This window comes from Paenibacillus macerans, assembly GCF_050565405.1.
In the GTDB taxonomy this organism is placed as follows: Bacteria; Bacillota; Bacilli; order Paenibacillales; family Paenibacillaceae; genus Fontibacillus; species Fontibacillus macerans_B.
In genome coordinates this window covers 101006-121106 of record NZ_JBNYYG010000006.1, presented here as the reverse complement: position 1 = coordinate 121106, position 20101 = coordinate 101006, and the positions used below count along the sequence as shown (strand labels likewise).

General features: G+C 51.4%; 16 protein-coding genes, 1 pseudogene and 1 other annotated feature. Of the genes and pseudogenes, 6 read left to right on the top strand and 11 right to left on the bottom strand.

Annotated features, from left to right (window positions below):
* Positions 1 to 3: 3 nt before the first annotated feature.
* From ACQ4N8_RS07025 to ACQ4N8_RS07010, 4 genes are all read right to left on the bottom strand, one after another.
* Positions 4 to 495 carry a MerR family transcriptional regulator gene (locus tag ACQ4N8_RS07025; RefSeq protein ID WP_430703617.1) on the bottom strand — a complete coding sequence of 164 codons (492 nt, stop codon included), beginning with the start codon at positions 493 to 495 and terminating at the stop codon, positions 4 to 6.
* Between the two features lie 268 nt (positions 496 to 763).
* On the bottom strand, positions 764 to 2266 hold the full coding sequence (locus ACQ4N8_RS07020; RefSeq protein WP_430703616.1) for a malate:quinone oxidoreductase: 1503 nt from the start codon (positions 2264 to 2266) through the stop codon (positions 764 to 766).
* A gap of 178 nt (positions 2267 to 2444) precedes the next feature.
* On the bottom strand, positions 2445 to 3101 hold the full coding sequence (locus ACQ4N8_RS07015; RefSeq protein ID WP_430703615.1) for a pentapeptide repeat-containing protein: 657 nt from the start codon (positions 3099 to 3101) through the stop codon (positions 2445 to 2447).
* A 207-nt stretch (positions 3102 to 3308) separates the two neighbouring features.
* Positions 3309 to 4082 (bottom strand): TerC family protein, encoded by a 774-nt coding sequence (locus ACQ4N8_RS07010; RefSeq protein ID WP_430703614.1) that lies wholly within the window; start codon positions 4080 to 4082, stop codon positions 3309 to 3311.
* A gap of 265 nt (positions 4083 to 4347) precedes the next feature.
* On the opposite strand from ACQ4N8_RS07010, the gene ACQ4N8_RS07005 reads away from it, so the two are divergent.
* The 3 genes from ACQ4N8_RS07005 to ACQ4N8_RS06995 are packed head-to-tail and all read left to right on the top strand — an operon-like array spanning position 4348 to position 5887.
* Complete coding sequence (locus ACQ4N8_RS07005; protein ID WP_430703613.1) at positions 4348 to 4830, top strand: DUF2975 domain-containing protein; 483 nt, start codon at positions 4348 to 4350, stop codon at positions 4828 to 4830.
* A gap of 10 nt (positions 4831 to 4840) precedes the next feature.
* Complete coding sequence (locus ACQ4N8_RS07000; protein WP_430703612.1) at positions 4841 to 5071, top strand: helix-turn-helix domain-containing protein; 231 nt, start codon at positions 4841 to 4843, stop codon at positions 5069 to 5071.
* 15 nt (positions 5072 to 5086) lie between these two features.
* Positions 5087 to 5887, top strand: a complete 801-nt coding sequence (locus ACQ4N8_RS06995; RefSeq protein WP_430703611.1) for a DUF817 domain-containing protein — start codon at positions 5087 to 5089, stop codon at positions 5885 to 5887.
* Here the strand turns inward: ACQ4N8_RS06995 and ACQ4N8_RS06990 are convergent.
* The 4 genes and pseudogenes from ACQ4N8_RS06990 to ACQ4N8_RS06975 all read right to left on the bottom strand — a co-directional run bounded on the left by ACQ4N8_RS06990 (position 5884) and on the right by ACQ4N8_RS06975 (position 11578).
* The gene (locus ACQ4N8_RS06990; protein WP_430703610.1) at positions 5884 to 7572 is read right to left on the bottom strand and encodes a diguanylate cyclase; all 1689 of its coding nucleotides are present in this window, start codon (positions 7570 to 7572) and stop codon (positions 5884 to 5886) included. The two genes, ACQ4N8_RS06995 and ACQ4N8_RS06990, sit on opposite strands and share 4 nt — an antisense overlap.
* Positions 7573 to 7955: 383 nt before the next feature.
* The gene (gene leuA / locus ACQ4N8_RS06985) at positions 7956 to 9620 is read right to left on the bottom strand and encodes a 2-isopropylmalate synthase (protein WP_430703609.1); all 1665 of its coding nucleotides are present in this window, start codon (positions 9618 to 9620) and stop codon (positions 7956 to 7958) included.
* An 80-nt stretch (positions 9621 to 9700) separates the two neighbouring features.
* Positions 9701 to 9964 (bottom strand) — a binding site (T-box leader).
* A 244-nt stretch (positions 9965 to 10208) separates the two neighbouring features.
* A pseudogene (locus tag ACQ4N8_RS06980) lies at positions 10209 to 10450 on the bottom strand (aldo/keto reductase); the annotation flags it as partial.
* Positions 10451 to 10729: 279 nt separating this feature from the next.
* Positions 10730 to 11578: a helix-turn-helix transcriptional regulator gene (locus ACQ4N8_RS06975; protein WP_430703608.1), complete on the bottom strand. Its 849-nt coding sequence runs from the start codon at positions 11576 to 11578 to the stop codon at positions 10730 to 10732.
* Positions 11579 to 11719: 141 nt separating this feature from the next.
* On the opposite strand from ACQ4N8_RS06975, the gene ACQ4N8_RS06970 reads away from it, so the two are divergent.
* Positions 11720 to 12454 carry an SDR family oxidoreductase gene (locus ACQ4N8_RS06970; protein ID WP_430703607.1) on the top strand — a complete coding sequence of 245 codons (735 nt, stop codon included), beginning with the start codon at positions 11720 to 11722 and terminating at the stop codon, positions 12452 to 12454.
* A gap of 302 nt (positions 12455 to 12756) precedes the next feature.
* Here ACQ4N8_RS06970 and ACQ4N8_RS06965 read toward each other — a convergent pair whose 3' ends face one another.
* On the bottom strand, positions 12757 to 14478 hold the full coding sequence (locus ACQ4N8_RS06965; protein WP_430703606.1) for an amylo-alpha-1,6-glucosidase: 1722 nt from the start codon (positions 14476 to 14478) through the stop codon (positions 12757 to 12759).
* A gap of 298 nt (positions 14479 to 14776) precedes the next feature.
* Between ACQ4N8_RS06965 and ACQ4N8_RS06960 the strand changes: the two genes are divergently transcribed.
* Positions 14777 to 15634, top strand: a complete 858-nt coding sequence (locus ACQ4N8_RS06960) for an ABC transporter permease (RefSeq protein WP_430703605.1) — start codon at positions 14777 to 14779, stop codon at positions 15632 to 15634.
* A gap of 23 nt (positions 15635 to 15657) precedes the next feature.
* Positions 15658 to 16536, top strand: coding sequence for a carbohydrate ABC transporter permease (locus ACQ4N8_RS06955; protein WP_430703604.1), 879 nt, complete (start codon positions 15658 to 15660; stop codon positions 16534 to 16536).
* Between the two features lie 61 nt (positions 16537 to 16597).
* Here ACQ4N8_RS06955 and ACQ4N8_RS06950 read toward each other — a convergent pair whose 3' ends face one another.
* Positions 16598 to 18235, bottom strand: a complete 1638-nt coding sequence (locus ACQ4N8_RS06950) for a response regulator (protein WP_430703603.1) — start codon at positions 18233 to 18235, stop codon at positions 16598 to 16600.
* A complete protein-coding gene (locus tag ACQ4N8_RS06945) occupies positions 18232 to 20025 on the bottom strand; it encodes a sensor histidine kinase (RefSeq protein WP_430703602.1) in 1794 nt (597 codons plus the stop codon). The genes ACQ4N8_RS06950 and ACQ4N8_RS06945 overlap by 4 nt, the downstream gene beginning before the upstream one ends.
* Positions 20026 to 20101 lie beyond the last annotated feature (76 nt).

Below are 20101 nucleotides of genomic sequence, written 5' to 3'. Positions count from 1 at the left end.
TCCTTAGAGTTCATTGTTTTCTTCTTCCTCGGCAAGAAAATCGCCCAGTCCGTCCAGGCGGCGTTCCCAGCTCATCCGCCGCTCGACGACCAGCTTCTTATGGCTTTCCTTCATCGCGTTCCAGAGCTGGGTAAAATCCTCGACCGTTAACGGCGCTTTGCCCTGCATCCGCTTGGAGACGTGCTGGAGACTTTCCAGGATCTCCTGCTGCAGCCTGATTTGTTCCTTGACCCGGGCCATTTGAAGATTGACGGCCTCCAGCGGGCTGAACTGCTCGTCGGTCAGGACGGACTTAATTTCTTCGAGGGATAAGCCCAGCTCCTTCAGCGATAAAATCTGCTGGAGGCGTGACAAGTCGGCTTCATTGTACAGCCTGTGGCCGGACTCCGTCTGGCCGGAAGGCGAGAATAAGCCGATCTGATCGTAAAATCTCAACGTTCGCACGGTGAGCCCCGTGATTTTGGCCAGGTCCCCCACCTTCCAGTGTCGTTTCATAAATAAACTCCTTCGTTAGCGCTAACGCTTTACCGGTAACTTCAGTATAAAAGATGACGTTACGTAAGGTGCAAGAGAATTTTTACGGGTTAGATTAAAGTTAGACGCCCATAGTAAAATAAATGCGGATTCGTCCCCCGTCGGGAAGAGGACAAACAGCTTGACGAAGGGTTCGAGGAATTGCGAAAGAGCGAACTTTAAATCTACCTGCTCAAAGCAAGTTTAAGGCCACCTTATGCGGGTGGCCTTAAACTTAGTTTTATGGCGGTCATACCGAAACGGCTAATTTTTCTTCCGTTAAGCCCAGCGCCTGCGCGGTCGCCGGATGAATTTCACGGAAAAGATCCGGGTTTTCCTCGAGCGACAAACCATAAGACGGGATCATTTCTTGGATTTTCGGCTCCCACGCTTTCATATGCTGCGGGAAGCATCTTTGGATGACCTCCAGCATGACGTGAACGGCGGTCGAAGCCCCCGGAGAAGCGCCGAGCAAGGCAGCGATCGAGCCATCGGCGGCGCTGACCACTTCCGTGCCGAATTGAAGCGTGCCTTTGCCTTGGGGCGTATCTTTAATCACCTGCACGCGTTGGCCCGCAACGACCAGACCCCAGTCTTCGCTTCTGGCGCCCGGGACAAACTCCCGCAATTCCTCCATGCGTTGTTCCTTGGACAACATCAGTTGCCCAATCAGGTATTTCGTCAACGACATCTCTTTTGCGCCTGCCGCCAACATCGTTAAGAGATTATGTGGTTTTACGGAAGTGATCAGATCGAACATGGAACCCGTCTTCAAGAACTTGGGCGAGAAGCCGGCAAACGGTCCAAACAGCAACGATTTCCGGTTGTCGATGAATCGGGTGTCCAGATGCGGGACGGACATGGGCGGAGCTCCGACCGAAGCTTTGCCGTAGACTTTGGCATGATGCTGCCGGGCGACCTCCGGATTGTTGCACACCATAAACAGCCCGCTGACCGGGAATCCGCCGATATGTTTTCCTTCGGGAATGCCGGATTTTTGCAGCAGATGCAGGCTGCCTCCGCCGGCGCCGATAAAGACGAATTTCGCGGTATGGCGCTCGACGGTACCGCTGGCGAGATTCTTCACTTCCAATTCCCACAATCCGCCGGGAGTCCGTTTCAACTTTTTTACGCTATGTCCGTAGCGGATATCGACGTTACGATCTTTTAGGTGGTCAAGCATCATGCGCGTTAAAGCGCCAAAGTTCACATCCGTGCCGGAATCGATTTTTGTGGCCGCGATCGGTTCATTCGCCGTGCGGTCCTTCATCATCAGCGGGATCCATTCCCTCAGTTTTCCCGGATCATCGGAGAATTCCATCCCTTGAAACAAAGGGTGGTTGGAGAGGGCTTCGAATCGTCTTTGTAAAAACCGGACGTTCTGCTCCCCACGCACATAACTCAGATGAGGCAGCGGCATGATGAAGTCCCGCGGATTTCGGATCAGATTGCTATTGACGAGATAAGACCAAAACTGTCTTGAGACCTGAAATTGTTCATTCACCTTTATCGCTTTACTGATATCTACGGATCCGTCCGGTCGTTCAACCGTATAGTTTAGTTCGCATAAGGCCGCATGCCCGGTTCCCGCATTATTCCATTCGTTCGAGCTTTCCTCCCCTGCCTTGGCGAGTTTCTCAAACGCCGTAATGCTCCAGTCCGGCGCCAATTCTCTCAGCAGGGTTCCCAACGTCGCACTCATAATACCAGCACCAATCAAGATCACATCTGTACTCGTTTGTCCGTGACTCATCATAACCGTCCTTATACCCTAAGATTTGCCGAAAGGATGTAAGCGCTCTCGCATGGCATTGCCGCAAGCTGGGGAACGAGCCGGCCCACACCTTTTCCGTTAAAAGTTCTTCTAATCCTAGTGTATCACTAATAGTTGCAGATTTTAATATTTATCTAATTTTTTTATTGCAACAATATTAACTATCATTCTTCACAACCAACCCAAACAATGATGCAAATAGATAGGCCTGCTCACGGGTAATGATGCAGCCTTTCAAATCCTCGATTCCCACGCCTAACCCATCGAATCGGCAATCGCTTAAATCGATTCCCTTCATCGGGGTACCGGACAATTGCGCCCGGTCCAGGCTGGTGCGATAGAATTCGATTTTTTGCAATTTAGAGAAACTCATATCGACAGAATCCAAAGAACTATCCTGAATGATCACTTGCTTGGTATTGCAAAATCGGAATGTAGCGTAATCGGCTTTACATTGATCATAAAGCACATTCCGCAAGGTCGAACCCGATAACTGGGCGCCAATCAATTTGCAATCTTTGAATACGGTTCGATGAATAATGGCTTCGCTGAAATCGACATTGGACAGATCGCATTTTTCAAAGATCACATCGGTCAATTCGACACCCGGCAAAGCACACTCCGTAAATATGACGTGCTTGAAAATCATTTTATCAACGGTCATTTTGTGACCCCTCAGTTGCCCCATTTCACAGTTTTGCACGATTCCCATCTCGCCAAACCCATTGGACTGGAGATCTTGCGGCTCTAGTTCAGACAGCTCGTTCGGAATGATCGGCGCTTCGATTTTCATCGCTTTTTTCGTCGTGCCCATTTGCTCGTCTCCCCATTACATACAAACGTTAGTTCTCATTCCTAGTATAGGTAAACGAAATGCAAAGCACAATGATTACATTTCAATAGCCTCCCAGGGCATGCTCGATTCGTTTATCCGGCACGAACCAGATGACGGCAACGAGTACGACAAAGGGGAGCTTTTGCTTCGTCCCAAGCAAAAGCTCCCCTCAAAAGGATGGTCCCGTTAGGCACTGCCCGCCTTGGACGGTTTGTTGCCGGGCGCAAACCACCCGATAAGGGCGATCGCTACCAAGACAACATAGAAGGTGACCGTCCAGCCCGTGCTATGTGGAAAATAATGGTCCAACACTCCAATATCTTCATGGGCAAGCGTAATTACGGCAAGCTTTACGCCAACCCATGCAACGATCGCATAAGCCGTGGTCTCAAGCGCCGGACGTTGGGCCAGCAGTTTGATAAACCAGGTTGCCGCAAATTTGATTAAGATTAAACCGGCAATTCCGCCCAGCAATACGACAATAAATTGCCCGGCGTCCATGCCGCCGAAATTGCCAAGCGGCGAGTCCGGCAGCCCAAGCGCAAGCGCCACCGCCGCCAGGATGGAATCGATCGCAAAGGCAAGGTCTGCCAGCGCGATTTTGCCTACTGTAGGCCAAAAACTTTTCCCTGCCGATTCTTGCTTCTGCTCCTTATGAACATCTTCATTCTTCTTGCCGAACCGCGCCTGGATGATGTGCTTTAAGCCCAGGTATAGCAGATAGGCCGCGCCAATCGCCTGCACCTGCCAGACATTTGCGATGAAGGAAATCGCAAATAAAGCGGCAAAACGAAAGACGAAGGCCATGATGATGCCGTAGTTGATCGCCCGTTTCTTCTGTTCGTCCGGCAAGTGCTTCGCGATGACCGCGAGCACGAGCGCATTGTCGGCCGACAACAATCCTTCCAAACCGATCAGAATCAGGAGTGCCCACGCATACTCGAACCACATTGACTCCAACTTGAATTTCCCCCTCTGCACCGTAAGTTTTTTCCACTGGCCAAGTCATACGTAGATAATATTGACCTGGACAGCAATCGGTATTCGAGATGTTATACGGAATACCCCCCCGATGGAGTTCAATTTTTTTCGGTTACGCCCTTATTTCTGTAAGTTCAACACCTGCAACTCGATATTAATGTTATATAATTTGATAAAAATTTATTGTAAAACGATAAATTCCATGTTAAATTTAGATCGACACTAAAAACGCGAGGTGCTGTTTATGAAACGTGAACAAGGTTCAACGCTTTTCTTAAGGGGTGTTGTTTTTCTGATGGGCATCGCGGTACTGGCATTGTGCCTGTTTGGGGCGCCGGAGATCGCCAAGGAGTTATTTGAATACTATCCGCCGTTGGTTTACTTGCCCATTCTGATCGGGATATATGGATCGGCGATCCCGTTTTTCTTTGCGCTGTATCAAACGTTGAAGCTTCTAAGCTATATCGACAAGAACATCGCTTTCTCGGAAGCGTCGGTTAAGGCTTTAAAGAATATTAAGAACTGCGCAATCGCCATCAGTATCTTGTATGCGGCAATCTTGCCGATTCTTTTTATCATCGCGGAGAAAGACGACGCCCCGGGGCTCGCCGCGCTGGGATTGGTCATTGTTTGCGCTTCCCTCGTGATCGCCGTCTTTGCGGCTGTGCTTCAAAAGCTATTAAGAAATGCCATCGACATAAAATCGGAAAACGATTTAACGATCTGAGGTGAATAACATGGCCGTAATCATCAATATTGACGTGATGCTGGCGAAAAGGAAAATGAGCGTTACGGAACTTTCGGAGAAGGTCGGCATCACGATGGCGAATCTTTCCATATTGAAGAACGGAAAAGCCAAAGCGATTCGATTTGCCACGTTAGAGGCGATTTGCAAAGCGTTGGATTGTCAGCCCGGGGATATTTTGGAATACAGAAACGATAAAGAGGCTAAAGAATCAAATGATTAACAAGGGGAGAAGCTGATGGAAAGACGCTTCCGGCATGCCCTGCAGCAGTTGGTCCGCTTCGGCTGGCAGCAAGCGCTGTCCTGCGTATTTCCCGTGGTCATCTTTGCTTCGCTGGCCCTGACGCAGTTCGTCCCCCTTCCCTGGCTGCCCCGCTACGATTGGCTGCTGATCATTTGCCTGGGCATGCAGGTTTGGATGGTGCGCTCCGGACTTGAAACCCGCGACGAACTGAAGGTGATCACCGTCTTCCACCTAATCGGCTTGGCTCTGGAAATGTTCAAGGTACGCATGGGGTCCTGGTCGTATCCGGAAGAAGGCTGGATGAAGGTGAACGGCGTCCCTCTCTACAGCGGATTCATGTATGCCAGCGTGGCCAGCTACCTGTGCCAGGCTTGGCGGCGCCTGAAGGTCGATCTGGTTCGCTTTCCTCCACTCTGGCTGGTCGTCCCGCTCGCCACTTCCATCTACCTGAACTTCTTCACCCACCATTATTGGGTCGACGTTCGCTGGTGGCTGTCGGCCTTGGTGCTGATCGTATTTTGGCGAACCCGGGTGACCTATGAGGTCGGCCGTCATCGCTACCGGATGCCGCTGACTCTTTCCTTCGTGCTGATCGGCTTCTTTATCTGGATCGCGGAAAATGTAGCTACCTTCTTTAGCGCCTGGAGATACCCGAATCAATCCGACGCCTGGCATTTCGTCCATGTCGGCAAGATCAGCTCCTGGCTGCTGCTCGTCATCATCAGCTTTCTGATCGTCGCCGCGCTGAAGCAAGTCAAGGAGCGGCGGCCTGAGGTTGAGAAGGATAGCCTTTAGAAGACATTTTGAAAGTCAGTAAATTCGATCCGATTGCGTCCATGGGTCTTGGCTTGATAAAGCGCCTTGTCTACTTCGGCAAGAAGCCCCATTAAATACCCCTCCAGATTGTCAGGTACAGGTTTGAGATCAAAGTCCTCAATAGTTAAAACCCCCATGCTAACGGTAATGGAAACGGGTTCGGCTTCACGCCCCACGAACATGCGATTTAACTCTACCAATGATCTCACTCGTTCCGCTAATTGTTCGGCTAACTTGCGGTTCGTATTCGGAAGGTAAATCATGAATTCCTCTCCGCCATACCTTGCCAAAATATCGGAGCTGCGAATGGATTCTTTGACGATTTGAGCCGTACGATAAAGAACTTCATCGCCTATCACATGTCCATGGCGGTCATTAATCGCTTTAAAGAAGTCGATATCAAAGAGAATCAGCGAAAACGGATTTCGATATCGAATATTCGCGGTAACCTCATGAGTTAAATGTTGGGTTAAATAATGGCGATTGTAGCAGTTCGTCAAACTGTCCGTAAGCGCCATTTCTTTCAGTTTTCGATTGGCCTCGGACAATTCGTTGCGGATGCTGTCAAGCGAATGATTCTGTTCCTGCAGGATCTTATTCTGCCGATTCATTTCTTTAACGAGGTAGCGCTCTTGGGAGACATCCTGAAACGTAAGGATACGGCCGATCGGCATGCGGTTGGAATCAACGATCGGAGACGCCTGCAGGATAAAATGACGAACGGTGTCCCGCTCCACGATGATCTCGATTTGTGCAAAGGCAGCCTCTTCATGTTTGTAATGATCCACGAACTTCCGGCTGCCGTCGTCTACGCGAACAGACTTAAGAAACTTCTCGATATCAAAGCGGTCACCCAAGCTTAGATCCATAAAATATCGCAATGCTTTATTGACTTCAATAATCGATTCATTCTCATCCAATACAAGAATTCCATACGGAATCGTATTGATTACGTCCTCATGGGCGATGGAGACAAGATCAAAAACATTGTATCTCTTTATGACGTATACGAAAAATAGAGCGGAAAGAAAAATGCCCACGGAAGTCAATCCTGGTATGATAGGCAGCCATTCCCTCAGGACAACATTAAGAAGCAGGTCGCTGCATGCAAAAGCGGCCAGCACGAATATTCCCCGCAGCGTGATTTGGACTTGTTTCTTAATCGTCAACAACGTTTTGGAAGAATGGAGCGCCCGCAACAAAAAAAAGAGAGAGGCAAAAAAGTAGCTTAATAAAATAACGATCGTGACCCAAAACCATGGGCCGTATGCTCTATGTATGTAGCCGCCTTCCAGGGGTTGCACAAAAATATTAGTCGGGTTCAGGATCACGCCAACGGCTGCAACAACAGCCGGCACAACGAATAAAAACAGTGTTTTTGTCCCTAATTCATCGGAATTGCCGGTAAGGAAGATCGTAAGAAGAAGCCACCCGCTCCCGAGCATGGAGAGTGAGACAAAAGACATCGTCACAAATAACAGCTGCAACTTCGAATCTTGCGCAATAGCCGTGGCAAATTGACACAGGGGCCATAACATCATGAAAAAATGAAACAGGAAATACACTTTACGCAAGTCGGTAATCCTGACGGTAGCAAAAACATAAACAAATAAAGCAAACAACAGGAGGAACAAAAAGAGATCATACCATACTGATAAGTACACGAATCTTCTCCTTTTTATCCGATCGACATGATACTACTACTGAAACAATCAAGTGAGCATTACAATTCATTATATCCCAGAAAAAGGATGTGTCCATATACGAAAGGCGAGATTTTGGCGGAGGACGATGTGGGGAAAAAGACAAACCATGTTGACGTCACGTACAGCATTAAAGGTATAATGCGTGGAAAATGCGTATACTGTACTCTTATAGTTTTCTTGCCTTGATTACAAAAGTTAAAGGAAGCATATTATTCTCTGCAACGACACATTAAAGGCATAAAAGAGCCATCCGCATATAAAATGCCGACGGCTTAAGGCACCCATGATGGGTGCCTTTCGTGCCACTCTCATCGCTGTCTTCCCCTTTATCATCTTTTAGGCTATTTATTACGGCTAAACTGATTCACCGCGCTAAACAGAGCTTTTACGGACGAGGTCATAATATCGACGTCAATGCCGCAACCCCAATATACGCTGCCGTCCGAAGCCGTGATCCCGATATAAGAGACAGCTTGGGATTTAGAGCCGGTTTCTAGAGCGTGCTCTTTATAGATCAAATCGGTATAGTTCAGGCCAAGACCCGTTTGCAGCGCATTGCTGACCGCATCGAGTCTTCCGTTTCCGGCGCCTTCGATTTCCTTGACTTCATTGCCGGTCCGTATCGTAACGACGGTTTGATAATCTTCGCTGTCCGTAGAGCGGTATTTGACAAACTCGACAGGGGTTTTTAGGTTCACATATTCCTTCAAGAAAATAGCGTAGATTTCATCGGGCATCAGTTCCTTTTGCCGCTGATCCGATACGTTTTTGACGAAGTATCCGAAGTTTTCGCGCATTTTCGCCGGGAGATCGAGTCCATACTTCATCTGCAGCACGTATCCGATCCCGCCCTTGCCGGACTGGCTGTTAATGCGGATAATGTCGCCCTCGTACTCCCTGCCGATGTCCTTGGGATCGATCAGCAGATAAGGGACCGACCAATGCCCGGGTTCCTTTTCCTCGCGCCATTTCATGCCCTTGGCGATGGCATCCTGGTGCGAACCGGAGAAAGCGGTGAATACCAGCTCGCCTCCGTAAGGATGTCTTTCGCCTACCCTCATTTTGGTCAGCCGTTCATAAACGGAGAGGATCGCGGGGATGTTCGCAAAATTCAGCTTCGGGTCTACCCCGTGCGAGTACAGGTTTAGAGCCAATGTCACGATGTCGACATTCCCCGTTCTTTCCCCGTTTCCGAACAACGTGCCTTCGACCCGCTGGGCTCCGGCCAGCACACCCAGCTCCGCATCCGCCACGCCCGTTCCCCTGTCGTTATGCGGATGCAGCGACAAAATCACATGCTCCCGGAAATGCAGGTGCTTGCTCATATACTCGATCTGGCTGGCGTAGACGTGAGGCATCGACATCGATACCGTTGCGGGAAGATTGATGATGACCGGGTTCTCCGCCGTCGGCCGCCATACGCCCAGCACGCTGTTGCAGATGTCCAGCGCGAAATCAATTTCCGTACCCGTAAAGCTTTCCGGCGAATACTGGAACTGAAAATTCCCCTCCGTTTCCTCCGCGCACTGCTGGAGCAGCTTGGCGCCGTTCAATGCGATGTCGATAATTTCTTGTTTGGATTTGCGGAATACCTGCTCCCGCTGCGCCACGGACGTCGAGTTGTACAAATGGACCACGGCTCTTTTCGCGCCCTTCAGCGCTTCAAAGGTTTTGCGGATAATGTGCTCTCTCGATTGGGTAAGCACTTGGATCGTTACATCGTCCGGGATCAATTCCTGCTCGATCAAGGTGCGCAAAAAGGCGAACTCGGTTTCCGATGCTGCGGGAAACCCGACCTCGATCTCCTTGAATCCGATATCCACAAGCAATTGGAAGTATTCCAGCTTTTCCTCCAAATTCATCGGAACGATTAAGGCCTGATTTCCGTCGCGAAGGTCCACGCTGCACCAAATCGGCGCCTCTGTCATATACTCCTTCCGGGTCCAATTCAAGCTGGTCTCCGGCGGCATAAAATATCCTCTGGCGTACTTTTTAACATTTTTCATGGATATCCTTCCTTTCACCGATTTTTTCGTGCTGATCCTGCCAAAAACCGAGCGCGCAAAAAAAGCCTTTCATCTCCACTGACAGAGACGAAAGACTTTGACATCTTACGCGGTACCACTCCGAATTCATGCCATCGTCGGCATGCACTCCACGGATACGGGGTTGCAAAAACGGACAAACCCGCATCCTCCTGATGATAACGGTCAGGCTCCGGCTCCACCTACTTTACGGGTTCAGCGAGCAACTCCAAGGCGAGTTCCGATTTTCTCCACGGCTGTTTCGCACCGTCCAACAGCTCTCTGTTCGTTTGGAAAACCGTACTATTCCTTCTCAACGTATTTTAATTATTAGGGATATGCTATACCACCGATATGGTGATGTCAAGTGTAATCTGATTCACATCACTCCGCCCCAAAATTTCCGCGGTTACTGAGGAGAACGATCTTGAAGCGTTCAGGAAAACCATTAAGGCCACGAAAAGTTTGGTTGAATAACCAAACCTTTAAGCCCGATCGTATGAGGTGCCCTGAGCGAATGATTAGGGCCATCCCTTTTGCAGGATGGCCTATGGTTTGAGGTGTTTATCTTTATACTAGCGGGTGCGGTACATAAAGTTCTTCCAGACTTATTATTATTTCTTCAGGTGTCAATTTAACCGACAACGCCCGAAACCGCATCTTCGAGATGACTGATCTTGGTCGCACCGATAATCGGTGCGGTGACCTCTGCTTTTTGCAGCAACCAGAAGTGCAATTTGTGCTCGTGGGAGGCCTCGATTCGCCGCAACTTCCGAGGCCCTTTCCACAACTTTGCGATCTGCCTCTTCCGTTTGGATCGTGGCGTTCAAGTCACCATTACTTCCGCTGGAAAATCGGTCCTGGATGAGGCCCTCCCCATAGTAGCAAAGGCCATACGCAAGTATTTTCTCGATCAATTGACCGATCAAGACGTGGAGTCGATCACCAATCTGGCGGAAAGAACAAAAGCAAAGCCCCAGAACTCAAAGAACGGGAGCTACGGAAAAAGATAGATGGAGAATGTAGCACGATTTGTTAGAATTGGTTTATTCTCACGATTCATCTTCCCATCAATCGAGTCCGCTTATAGCTTAGCTGCGTCTTCCTTCCATAAACTTAAGTATTTTTTCTTTCGTTACTCCGTCATCAAGCGGAATGTGGAGCGAGATCTGGAGATCTGGCGTGTCCGGCGGCTGTAAGGTGATATAGTCAAAAGCCAACTCCCCCATAACCGGGTGATGGATAATTTTATGGGCGTACGCGTAGTTTAGCACATCGTGGAGATTCCAGAAGGTGCGGAATTCTTCGCTTGCTTCCGACAAAGCGGCAACCTGTTCACGCCACCAAGGATCATCGATATGGCGAGCATATTCGGCGCGGAATTGTGCAACGGTCTGCCGCGCATGTTCCTCCCACTGCCCCCTCTTCATTCTACGGAATTCCGGTGAGGTAAACGTAGTCCACAACAGGTTTCGTTCCCTCTCGGACGCCTGGTTTATACCCTCGTCCAGTACACACATTGCTGCATTCCAGGCTACGATAGTCATCCGGGCATCCATGGCACAGCCCGGACTCGTGTCCAGTTCATCCAAAAACCGCTGAAGGACAGAGCTGACTGTACTTTGCGGAATGGGCTTCACGGGAGGAGGTTGACGATGAGCGAGCAGGAACATATGTTTCCTCTCCTCAATATCCATTTGAAGGGCACCTGCCAAGCTTTCAAGGACTTCTGTCGATACATGGATCGGACGGCCCTGCTCCAAAAAGGTATACCATTCCAAACTTATGCCGGCCAGTTCGGCAACCTCTCCGCGTCTGAGTCCAGGCGTTCGTCTGTTCCTTCCTTCTGCAAGCCCGGCTTGCTTGGGCGTGATTCGCTCTCTCCGATTGCGAAGGAAATGGGCTAATTCCATGTTTCGATCCATCCCCTTTTTTTTCATAAGTCACAACTCCTTAAACTCATGCCAAGAGGGGGAGTGGCGATACCAGTATAGCCAGCCACCTTCTTGGCATGCTCTTTCATCTATAGACTAGTTTATGTGAAGAAACACGCTAATTCAATTTCAAAAAGGAGCATGAATATGAAAATGGATTCCAATGCGATTCTAATTACAGGAGGGGCAACCGGAATTGGTTTGGCGCTGGCCGAAAGGTTTATACACGCTGGCAACAAGGTCATTATTTGCGGTAGGAGAGCGGACAAACTTGAAGAAGCGAAAGCGAAAAACCCTCAGCTTCATATCTACCAGAGTGACATATCCAAGGAAGCAGACCGCATTGAGTTATACAATCAAATAACGCAAGATCACCCGGACGTGAATATCCTGTTCAATAATGCTGGTATTATGCGATATCTGGACCTTGCAGCCGTAGAGTCCTGGAAGGATAGCGAGGTTGAAATCGCAACGAATCTGGAAGCACCGATTCATTTGGCATTGCTGTTCACTCAACATTTTGCACGGAAGGAGAATACGGCGATCCTAAACGTTACTTCGGGCCTTGCCCATGTGCCGCTTGCCGCTACTCCTCTATATTGCGCCACTAAAGCGGCCATCCATTCGTTTACGTTAAGCCTGCGCAAACAATTGGCGAAGCACGACATCCAAGTGATTGAGATTTGTCCGCCACTTACCAATACCGATCTTGGCGTACCAGGTACCAACACCGCGGGGATACCGGTTGATGAGTTTGCGGACGAGGTAATCAAAGGTCTCGCGCAAGGAGTGCAAGAAATCGCCTACGGATGGTCTAAGCTCACCTCTCAAGCCTCTCGTTCAGAGCGTGACGAAATCTTTGAAAAGTTGAACGTTGGCTAAAGGAACGTTTTTGCTAAAGAAGCAAAAACGCCTATTGGTACCCGACAGCTTGCCGCTGCTTGAGTTACGGTGCACCGTATTGTATCAACAAGAAAGCGATAAATCGGGCAGCCCTATGATTTTAGTTTCAGCGGTCAGCTCCCATAGGGGGACTCAGCCCTTGTTTTTCCGGTAATATCCTCTCGCAAAAAAAGACGCCGCTAGCCCGACGTATAAGGGCTAGCGGCGTCTGCCTCATAACAAGACAATAATACCACTATTGTGCTTTAAAGAGCACAGGTCCAACACCCGCCAAGCTCTCCTCATAAATCTGTATAGTCCCGCGCGAACATCAGAAATACGCTGGCCGGCCAAGTATGGAACCGATCACGCAGCCCTTCGCCGGTGAGAGCGTTGAAATTCTCGGCCATGCCCCCCCGTTCGCACAGACGGCAGAATCGCTGCGCGATTTCCCGCGCCTCCGCCATACGTCCGGCACGCCGCAGTCCGTCGGCCGCGATCAATGTAACCGGCGCCCAGATCGGACCCCTCCAGTATCCGTCCGTTTGGTAATACGGACTGGACGGCATCTCCGTCGCGAGTCCCCACTCCGTCAGGAATGGACCTTTCGGTCCCAGAGCGGTCGCTGCTTTGCTAATCACTTCTTTCGGCAGCCGTGAGCCAAGCACAATCGGCATCCAGTGCAGCAGGCTGTCCGTATCGATGATTTCACCGCTACCGCTGTGGATGGCAATGAACTTGTTCCCAGTCCAATAGCGGTCCAGCATTGCACGCAGATGATCGTCCGCGCGCTGCTGCCATTCCGTCGCTTCTTCAGGCCTCCCGAGCTGTTCTGCCAACATGGCCAAAACGTCCATCTGCACGATGAGAAAAGCGGACAGGTCCGGGCTCTCCACCGATCCGGGCCTGTTAAATATAAGTGCATTGTCCCAACCGCTGTCGTTGCCGTGGTGGTACTGCGGAAACCCGTTGCCGTCATAGTCGCGGCAATCGAACCACCACTGCGTCCAACGCACCAGCTTAGGATAGAAGTCGGCCAACCGCTCGGTCTGCACATTTCCGCCGGATTGTTCGAGCATCAGACGCAGCGCCCAGCCGTGAACCGGCGGTTTCGTATAGTTCCAGACCATCTCCCTGTCCTTGACGTAATCCGGGAGGGCGCCCATCTCGTCCTGCAGATCAAACGGAGCAAGCAACTGGTCCCAGGCCATTTCCGGCTGCAGCTCGGACAATGCGATAGCGTTAAAGCAATGATCCCAGCTCCAAACCCCATTGAAAACGGGAGAGATCAACATCGTCTCCCGCTGTAAATAACCTGCGGGAGGCACCAGAGAGGCGTACTGCACGTAAGCCGCCAACTCTCGGATCTCCGGAAGACCGGCATCCTGCGGAGGGGTAAGCCGCAGCCACTCGGCATAAGCCTCCTCCGCTTCTGCCAAACAATCATCGAAGGAACCCACTCCCTTCTTTTCCGACCAGTAGCTGTCGAATTCATCCAGCTCAATCTCGGCCACCCCCGCATTTTCCCGGGGCATAAAATCGAGCGAAATGACAGGGCAGGTCACTTCGTCCCACGGAGCTTCAATCGTCTCCTGTCCGGTCAGAATCGTGATCATGTACTGCTTCCGGGCACGGTAGGAGTTTACCTGAATCCGCTTGTCTCCAACACGGAACGGATAATCCGCATTATAGCCACCGTCCTCCGGTTTCAGGCGATACAGCCGAAAGCCGATGCCCACAGACCGGATACGAAGCCTTCCTTCCCGGTCGAGACAGAGTTCGGTCTGCCCCTCGTCCGTCGTCAACGCGACACTGACCGTCGTCGCTCGGTCCCGATACGGTAGCGGCTCGCCATTTGCACCCAGTGGAATGACCTGAAAGACATCCCGCGGACTTGCATCGCTGTGCAGAGTTCGAATAAAGATACCTTCCTTCCTGTTATTTTTACTCCCGTATTCCCGCTTGGCGACTGTAAACCAGGACCCCCGGCGGCTGAATTCCGCTTGGCTAATATCTAACAACATCTGCAACTCCTCCTAGAGTAGAATCTGTAACCCATTTGCTGATTTCTACCTGTGGAAAGGGAGTTCCTTCACCGCCTAAGCAAGTGGTTGTCAATTCATACGGAAAGTTAAAAAACCACACTATGGACACCCTTTCCCTCTTGCTACAATGTAATCAACACTTAGAAAGCGAGGGATTCTTATGCTCCGGCCGCAGTCGCCAACTGTCACCGACTCTTCAACCGGGAACCCACCGAACCCAAGGGCCGGTTCCGCCAGAATCCGCCGGAATTTCCGTCGAAGCTGGCAGTTCCACCTTATGGTTCTGCCCGCCGCCGTTTTGGCCATTCTGTTTAGCTATTTTCCTATGGGCGGGATCATAATGGCTTTTCAGGAGTACAAGCCATGGCTCGGCTTCACCGGCTCGCCTTGGGTCGGCTTTGAACAGTTCCGCAATATGTTCGAACGCCCCGACAGCGTTCAGGTGATCTGGAACACGCTGATCATCGCAGCGCTCAAAATAACCGCCAATCTGGTTGCCCCCTTCATATTTGCTTTACTGCTGAACGAGGTTCACCATATGGTGTTCAAGCGAACGATCCAGACGCTGGTCTATCTTCCCCACTTCCTGTCGTGGGTCATCCTCGGCGGCATTCTGCTCGATATTCTATCGACCAACGGCGGGCTCGTGAATCAGGCGCTTGGGCTGATGGGCCTCAAGCCGATCTTTTTCCTCGGCAGCAACACCTGGTTTCGGTTTACCGTTGTGATCACCGACGTCTGGAAGGAGTTCGGCTTCGGCACGATCGTTTTTCTTGCATCGCTGGCTGGCATTAGTCCGACACTGTATGAGGCGGGCGTCATCGACGGCGCCAACCGCTGGCAGCTAACCCGCTTCATTACGATTCCGGCGCTGGTGCCCATCTCCATCGTGGTCGGAACGCTAGCGCTCGGAAACATTCTAAACGCCGGATTCGACCAGATTTTTAACCTGTACAACCCACTGGTATACCAGACGGGAGACATCATCGACACGTTTGTATACCGGATGGCCATTATCAACGGGAAAATGAGCTTCGGCACGGCAGTCGGTTTGTTCAAATCACTAATTTCCTTCGTGCTTGTCGTGCTTGCTTACCGGGCAGCTTACCGGTTTGCGAACTACCGGATTTTCTGACAGAGAGGAGGTTCTTGACCGCCATGAATCATCGATCCGTATCCTACCGTATCTTCTTGACGGTGAATTACTTGTTCCTGCTAATACTGTCGCTGCTGTGTATCGCACCGCTCGTTCACGTGCTGGCCGTATCCTTCAGCGGCAGCGGGCCTGCAACGGCCAATATCGTCAAATTCTGGCCCGTCGGCTTTACCTTGGAGGCCTATAGCAAAACACTGGACAATCCAAACTTCTCTCAAGCGCTACTCATCAGCACGGAACGGGTTGTGCTGGGTACCGCGCTCAGCATGGCTATTACTTTTCCAGCCGCTTATGCTTTATCCAAGGACAATTCGGCCTTCATGGGCCGGTCAGCCTACGCTTGGTTCTTTGTATTTACAATGCTCTTCAACGGCGGGCTGGTTCCATGGTATATCGTCATTCAGAAGCTTCATCTGATCAACTCGATATGGGCACTGCTGCTGCCTGCCGCGCTTAACGTATGGAATCTGATTCTGATGATGAACTTTTTCCGTGGTGTACCCCGCGAACTTGAAGAAGCCGCTCTGATTGACGGAGCCAATCATTTCCGGACGTTGCTGAGCATCTACCTGCCAGTATCCCTGCCCGCTATCGCGACGATCTCGCTGTTCACACTGGTCTACCACTGGAACTCCTGGTTCGACGGGCTCGTGCTGATCAACGACTATCGCAAATACCCGCTGGCCACCTTCCTGCAGACGATTATCGTCCAACAGGATTTCAGCAAGGCGGGAGTCGATCCTTCGGAGCTCGCCAATATCTCGGAGCGAACGGTCAAAGCCGCCCAGATTTTCATCAGCGCAATCCCGATTCTGCTCGTATACCCGTTCCTGCAGCGTTATTTTGTCAAAGGAATGGTGCTCGGTGCAGTGAAAGAATAACTCATAGACTTAAAACGGCGCCGCAGCCCGATTTTCTAGGGGACGGCGCCGTTTCTGCATTCTAAAGCCGCGGGTCTTGCTGGAACGAAGAAAACGTATCTCGGTACTCCAACGGAGTCTGTCCATAAATTTTTCGAAACACTTTGCTGAAATATTGCGGATTCTCGTAGCCGACCAACTCGGTTATTTCATACACCTTTTTGTCCGTGTTTTTCAATAGATAGGCGGCTCTCTCCATCCTCAGCTTGTGCACGTAGTCACTGACGTTCTCCCCTGTCACCGCTTTGAAGATACGGGATAGATACACCGGGTGCAAGTGAACGTTGTCGGCAATGGCGGGCAATGTCACGTCAGTGTGAAGATGCTCTCTGATATATACCTGCGCCTTAAGCACCAACGCAGAGCGGGTATCCCTCACTTCGGTCTCCATATCACAGCGAATGCTCGTCAGAATATCTTCGGCCCATTCGCGCAGCGCCCGGGAGGACCGAAGGGGCGTCCCGCCGAAAACTTTCTCGTATGATTCTTTCGCCAACTCGGCCAGCCCTTTGCCGTTCTTGTGGGCAATAAAGGAAAAAGCATGCAGCAAATAGGAAAACACCTCGATCAGATGCTCCTGTGAAGCGGACCAGTCGGCATCTAGTTCCTCAAAAATCGCGTTCAGCCGGCTATCGATCCGCTCCCAGCTTCCCACTTCCAGTAAATAGGGCAGCGTCGGATGCTCGTACAGCGACCGGATCGTCCGCATCTCGACCGTATCCGGCACGTCCCCCTCACTGAAAAAAACGTTGCTCTCCGCTCCGACCGCGCGGCGTACCACCGTCAGGGCAGTCTGGTAGAGGGACGGTGCTTCGTCTGGGAAACGTCCGCTTCGCCCAGCCACGACAGATACGCTGCCCTTCAAATATGCCTTCACCTGATATTGAACCTGAACGGCCAACTCGGCGAATTGCTGCTGCGGCCAGTCGTCTTCGCTCTTCAACTCACGCTTCGCCGCCAGAAAGACAAGCAAGTCGTGGGGGTCCCTGCAGCGCCAAAGCCGGAAATCTTCGCCGAAGACCTCCTCGACGATATTGCAGACCGCATACTCGTACAGACTTTGTCCACCCTCCGCTTCGAACCCCTGCTCCAGGCGAACGGTTAGAAGGGCACAGTGACCTCCTGCCCGAATCGGAAGCTCATACGCCTCCAGCTTCTGCTCCAGCTCGCCGGAAGAGAAGCGGGCCCCCTGCAGCAACTCGTTCAACAGACGGTCGCGGATCAGCGGCAAGTTCTCATCGCGCAGGAAGGCTGCACGCTCAAGTGAAGCGACAGCCTGCCATTCCTCCTGCGCTTTCTCCGCCATTCTCCGGACGGCCTCCAGGATTTCACTATCTGCGACAGGCTTGATCAAATAAGCCGATACCTGCTGGTTTAACGCCTGCTGCGCGTATTCGAAATCGGCGTAGCCGGTCAACAGGATCAGCTTCGTTCGTTTCCAGGATTCGCGGATCCGGCAGATTAGCTCCAGCCCGGACATGCCCGGCATGCGGATATCCGTTATTACAATATCTATCGGTTCAGTATTCATCACCTGCAGCGCTTCACTTCCGGAATAAGCCTTACGAACTTCTCCGATCCCGGCCTCCCGCCAATCGATCGTCTCCACTAGACTGTCAACCAGATGAAGCTCGTCGTCTACGATCAACAGATTGATCATGGTGTCTCTCTCCCTTCACTTGGTCCATTTCCATTGTTCTCCGGTTCGTCCCCGTCCGTTCGGACACCCCTCGGCCAGGACAGCCGTACGCGAAGCCCGCCTCCCGTCAGTGCGGTCACGACTAAATTCGTGCCTTCACCGAACTGATGAAGCATTCGCTGGTGCACGTTCCACATCCCGCAGCCCATGTCGTCCTCCATCACAGGTTGCCTGATTTTCCTGTTGAGCAGTGCCAAAGTTTCCGTATTCATTCCAATGCCGTTATCCTCCACCCACAGTTCCAGCCGTTCCTCCGTCATCTCGCCAGAGATTCGAATCTTGCCGATGCCGGGCTTTGGCTCGAGGCCGTGAATGATCGCATTCTCCACGATCGGCTGGAGGGTCAGCATCGGAATGCCATAACGTTTCATCTCCTCCGGCACCTTCAGCTCATATTGGATTCGGGGATTGCGCATACTCTGGATGGCGAGGTAATTCTCGATCACTTCCAGTTCCTTCGTGAGCGGAACGAGCCGGATATCCGCCCGGGTCGCGTAACGATAGTAGCTTCCGAGGTTCAGCGCCATCGCAACGACCGAATCGGTGTCCTTCAGCTTCGCCATGCTGGTAATGAACGCCAGGCAATTATAAAGAAAGTGGGGATTAATCTGCGATTGAAGCTGCTTCAACGTCGCTTCCCGGGAACGGAGCTTCTCGACGTAGACGGTATCAATCAGCGTACGCATCTCGTCGGTCATCTCGTTGAACCGGTCGAACACAAAGCCGAATTCGTTACGCGGCCGTTCCTTGATCCGTGCGGACAGATCACCCCGTTTCAATTGCTGCAGCGCCCGAATGAGCCGCCGAATGGGAAGTTGTACATTCCGGTACAGAAGAATCGCCGCCAGCATTGTTAAAGCGAGGAGCAGTCCCGCTGAGACGTAAAATAGGTTGCGGGTCTTCGTAATTGGCGTTAAAATCTGTTGGACCGGCGTATAATCCATTGCATACCAATCCAGCTCCTCCATTTTTTCGTACACCACCAGATACTTCATCCCGTCCAGCTTTACCGTAATCGCGCCCTGCCGTCCGACAGTCGCGTCGCCCATAAGATCGACCAGTTCCCCGGTCAGCTCACGATCCGAAGTCGTATTCGGAATCAGCTCGAACCCTGCCCGATACAGGAACGGATCGTTTTCTCCCTGCCGCTTGAAGTCATCCAGCATCCGGCGGATATTGTCATCATCGAATTGCACTTCCACGATCGTGCTCGCCTTCTCCAGATCATTACGCATGAAGAACGGCTCAACCACATGCCTGACGAAGACAACGTTCGTCCCGGCATCTGTCTTAGTCACTCGCTCATGCCAATCGAGGTGAAGCTGTCGCTGCAGCTCCGAGGGACGGAATTCCCCGCTGCCGACACTGCCCACATATTCGCCCAGACTTGGAGAATAGACACGAATCGTGTTCGTCCACCCCGCCGAGGAACTCTGAAGCGCCAGCATATCCGCTACCACCTCTTTAAACTTCAGCTTGTCCAGATTCAGAATCTCACTCTGCAGGTAATCAGTCTGGTATTGGCGGATCGTGGCATCATGTCCGATCATGACGGAGAGCGAGGACAGCTGGCTGACCCGGCTGTTCAACTGATTGACGAAGAAGACCAGCCTGCCGATCGTCGAAGCCTCGATCTCCCTTTGTATAACGCCTACGCTCACCTGATTGCTGTATCGAAACAGCAACACGATCGGGATGAGCAGTGCAAGCAACAGCAGCACGATTTTCTGAAATATGGTCAGCTTGGTCATGGGGATTCCGTCTCCTCTGGCTGTGGAAAGTAAGTGCAAGCAAGCGGAGGGGCTACAAACGCCCCTCCGCCGTATG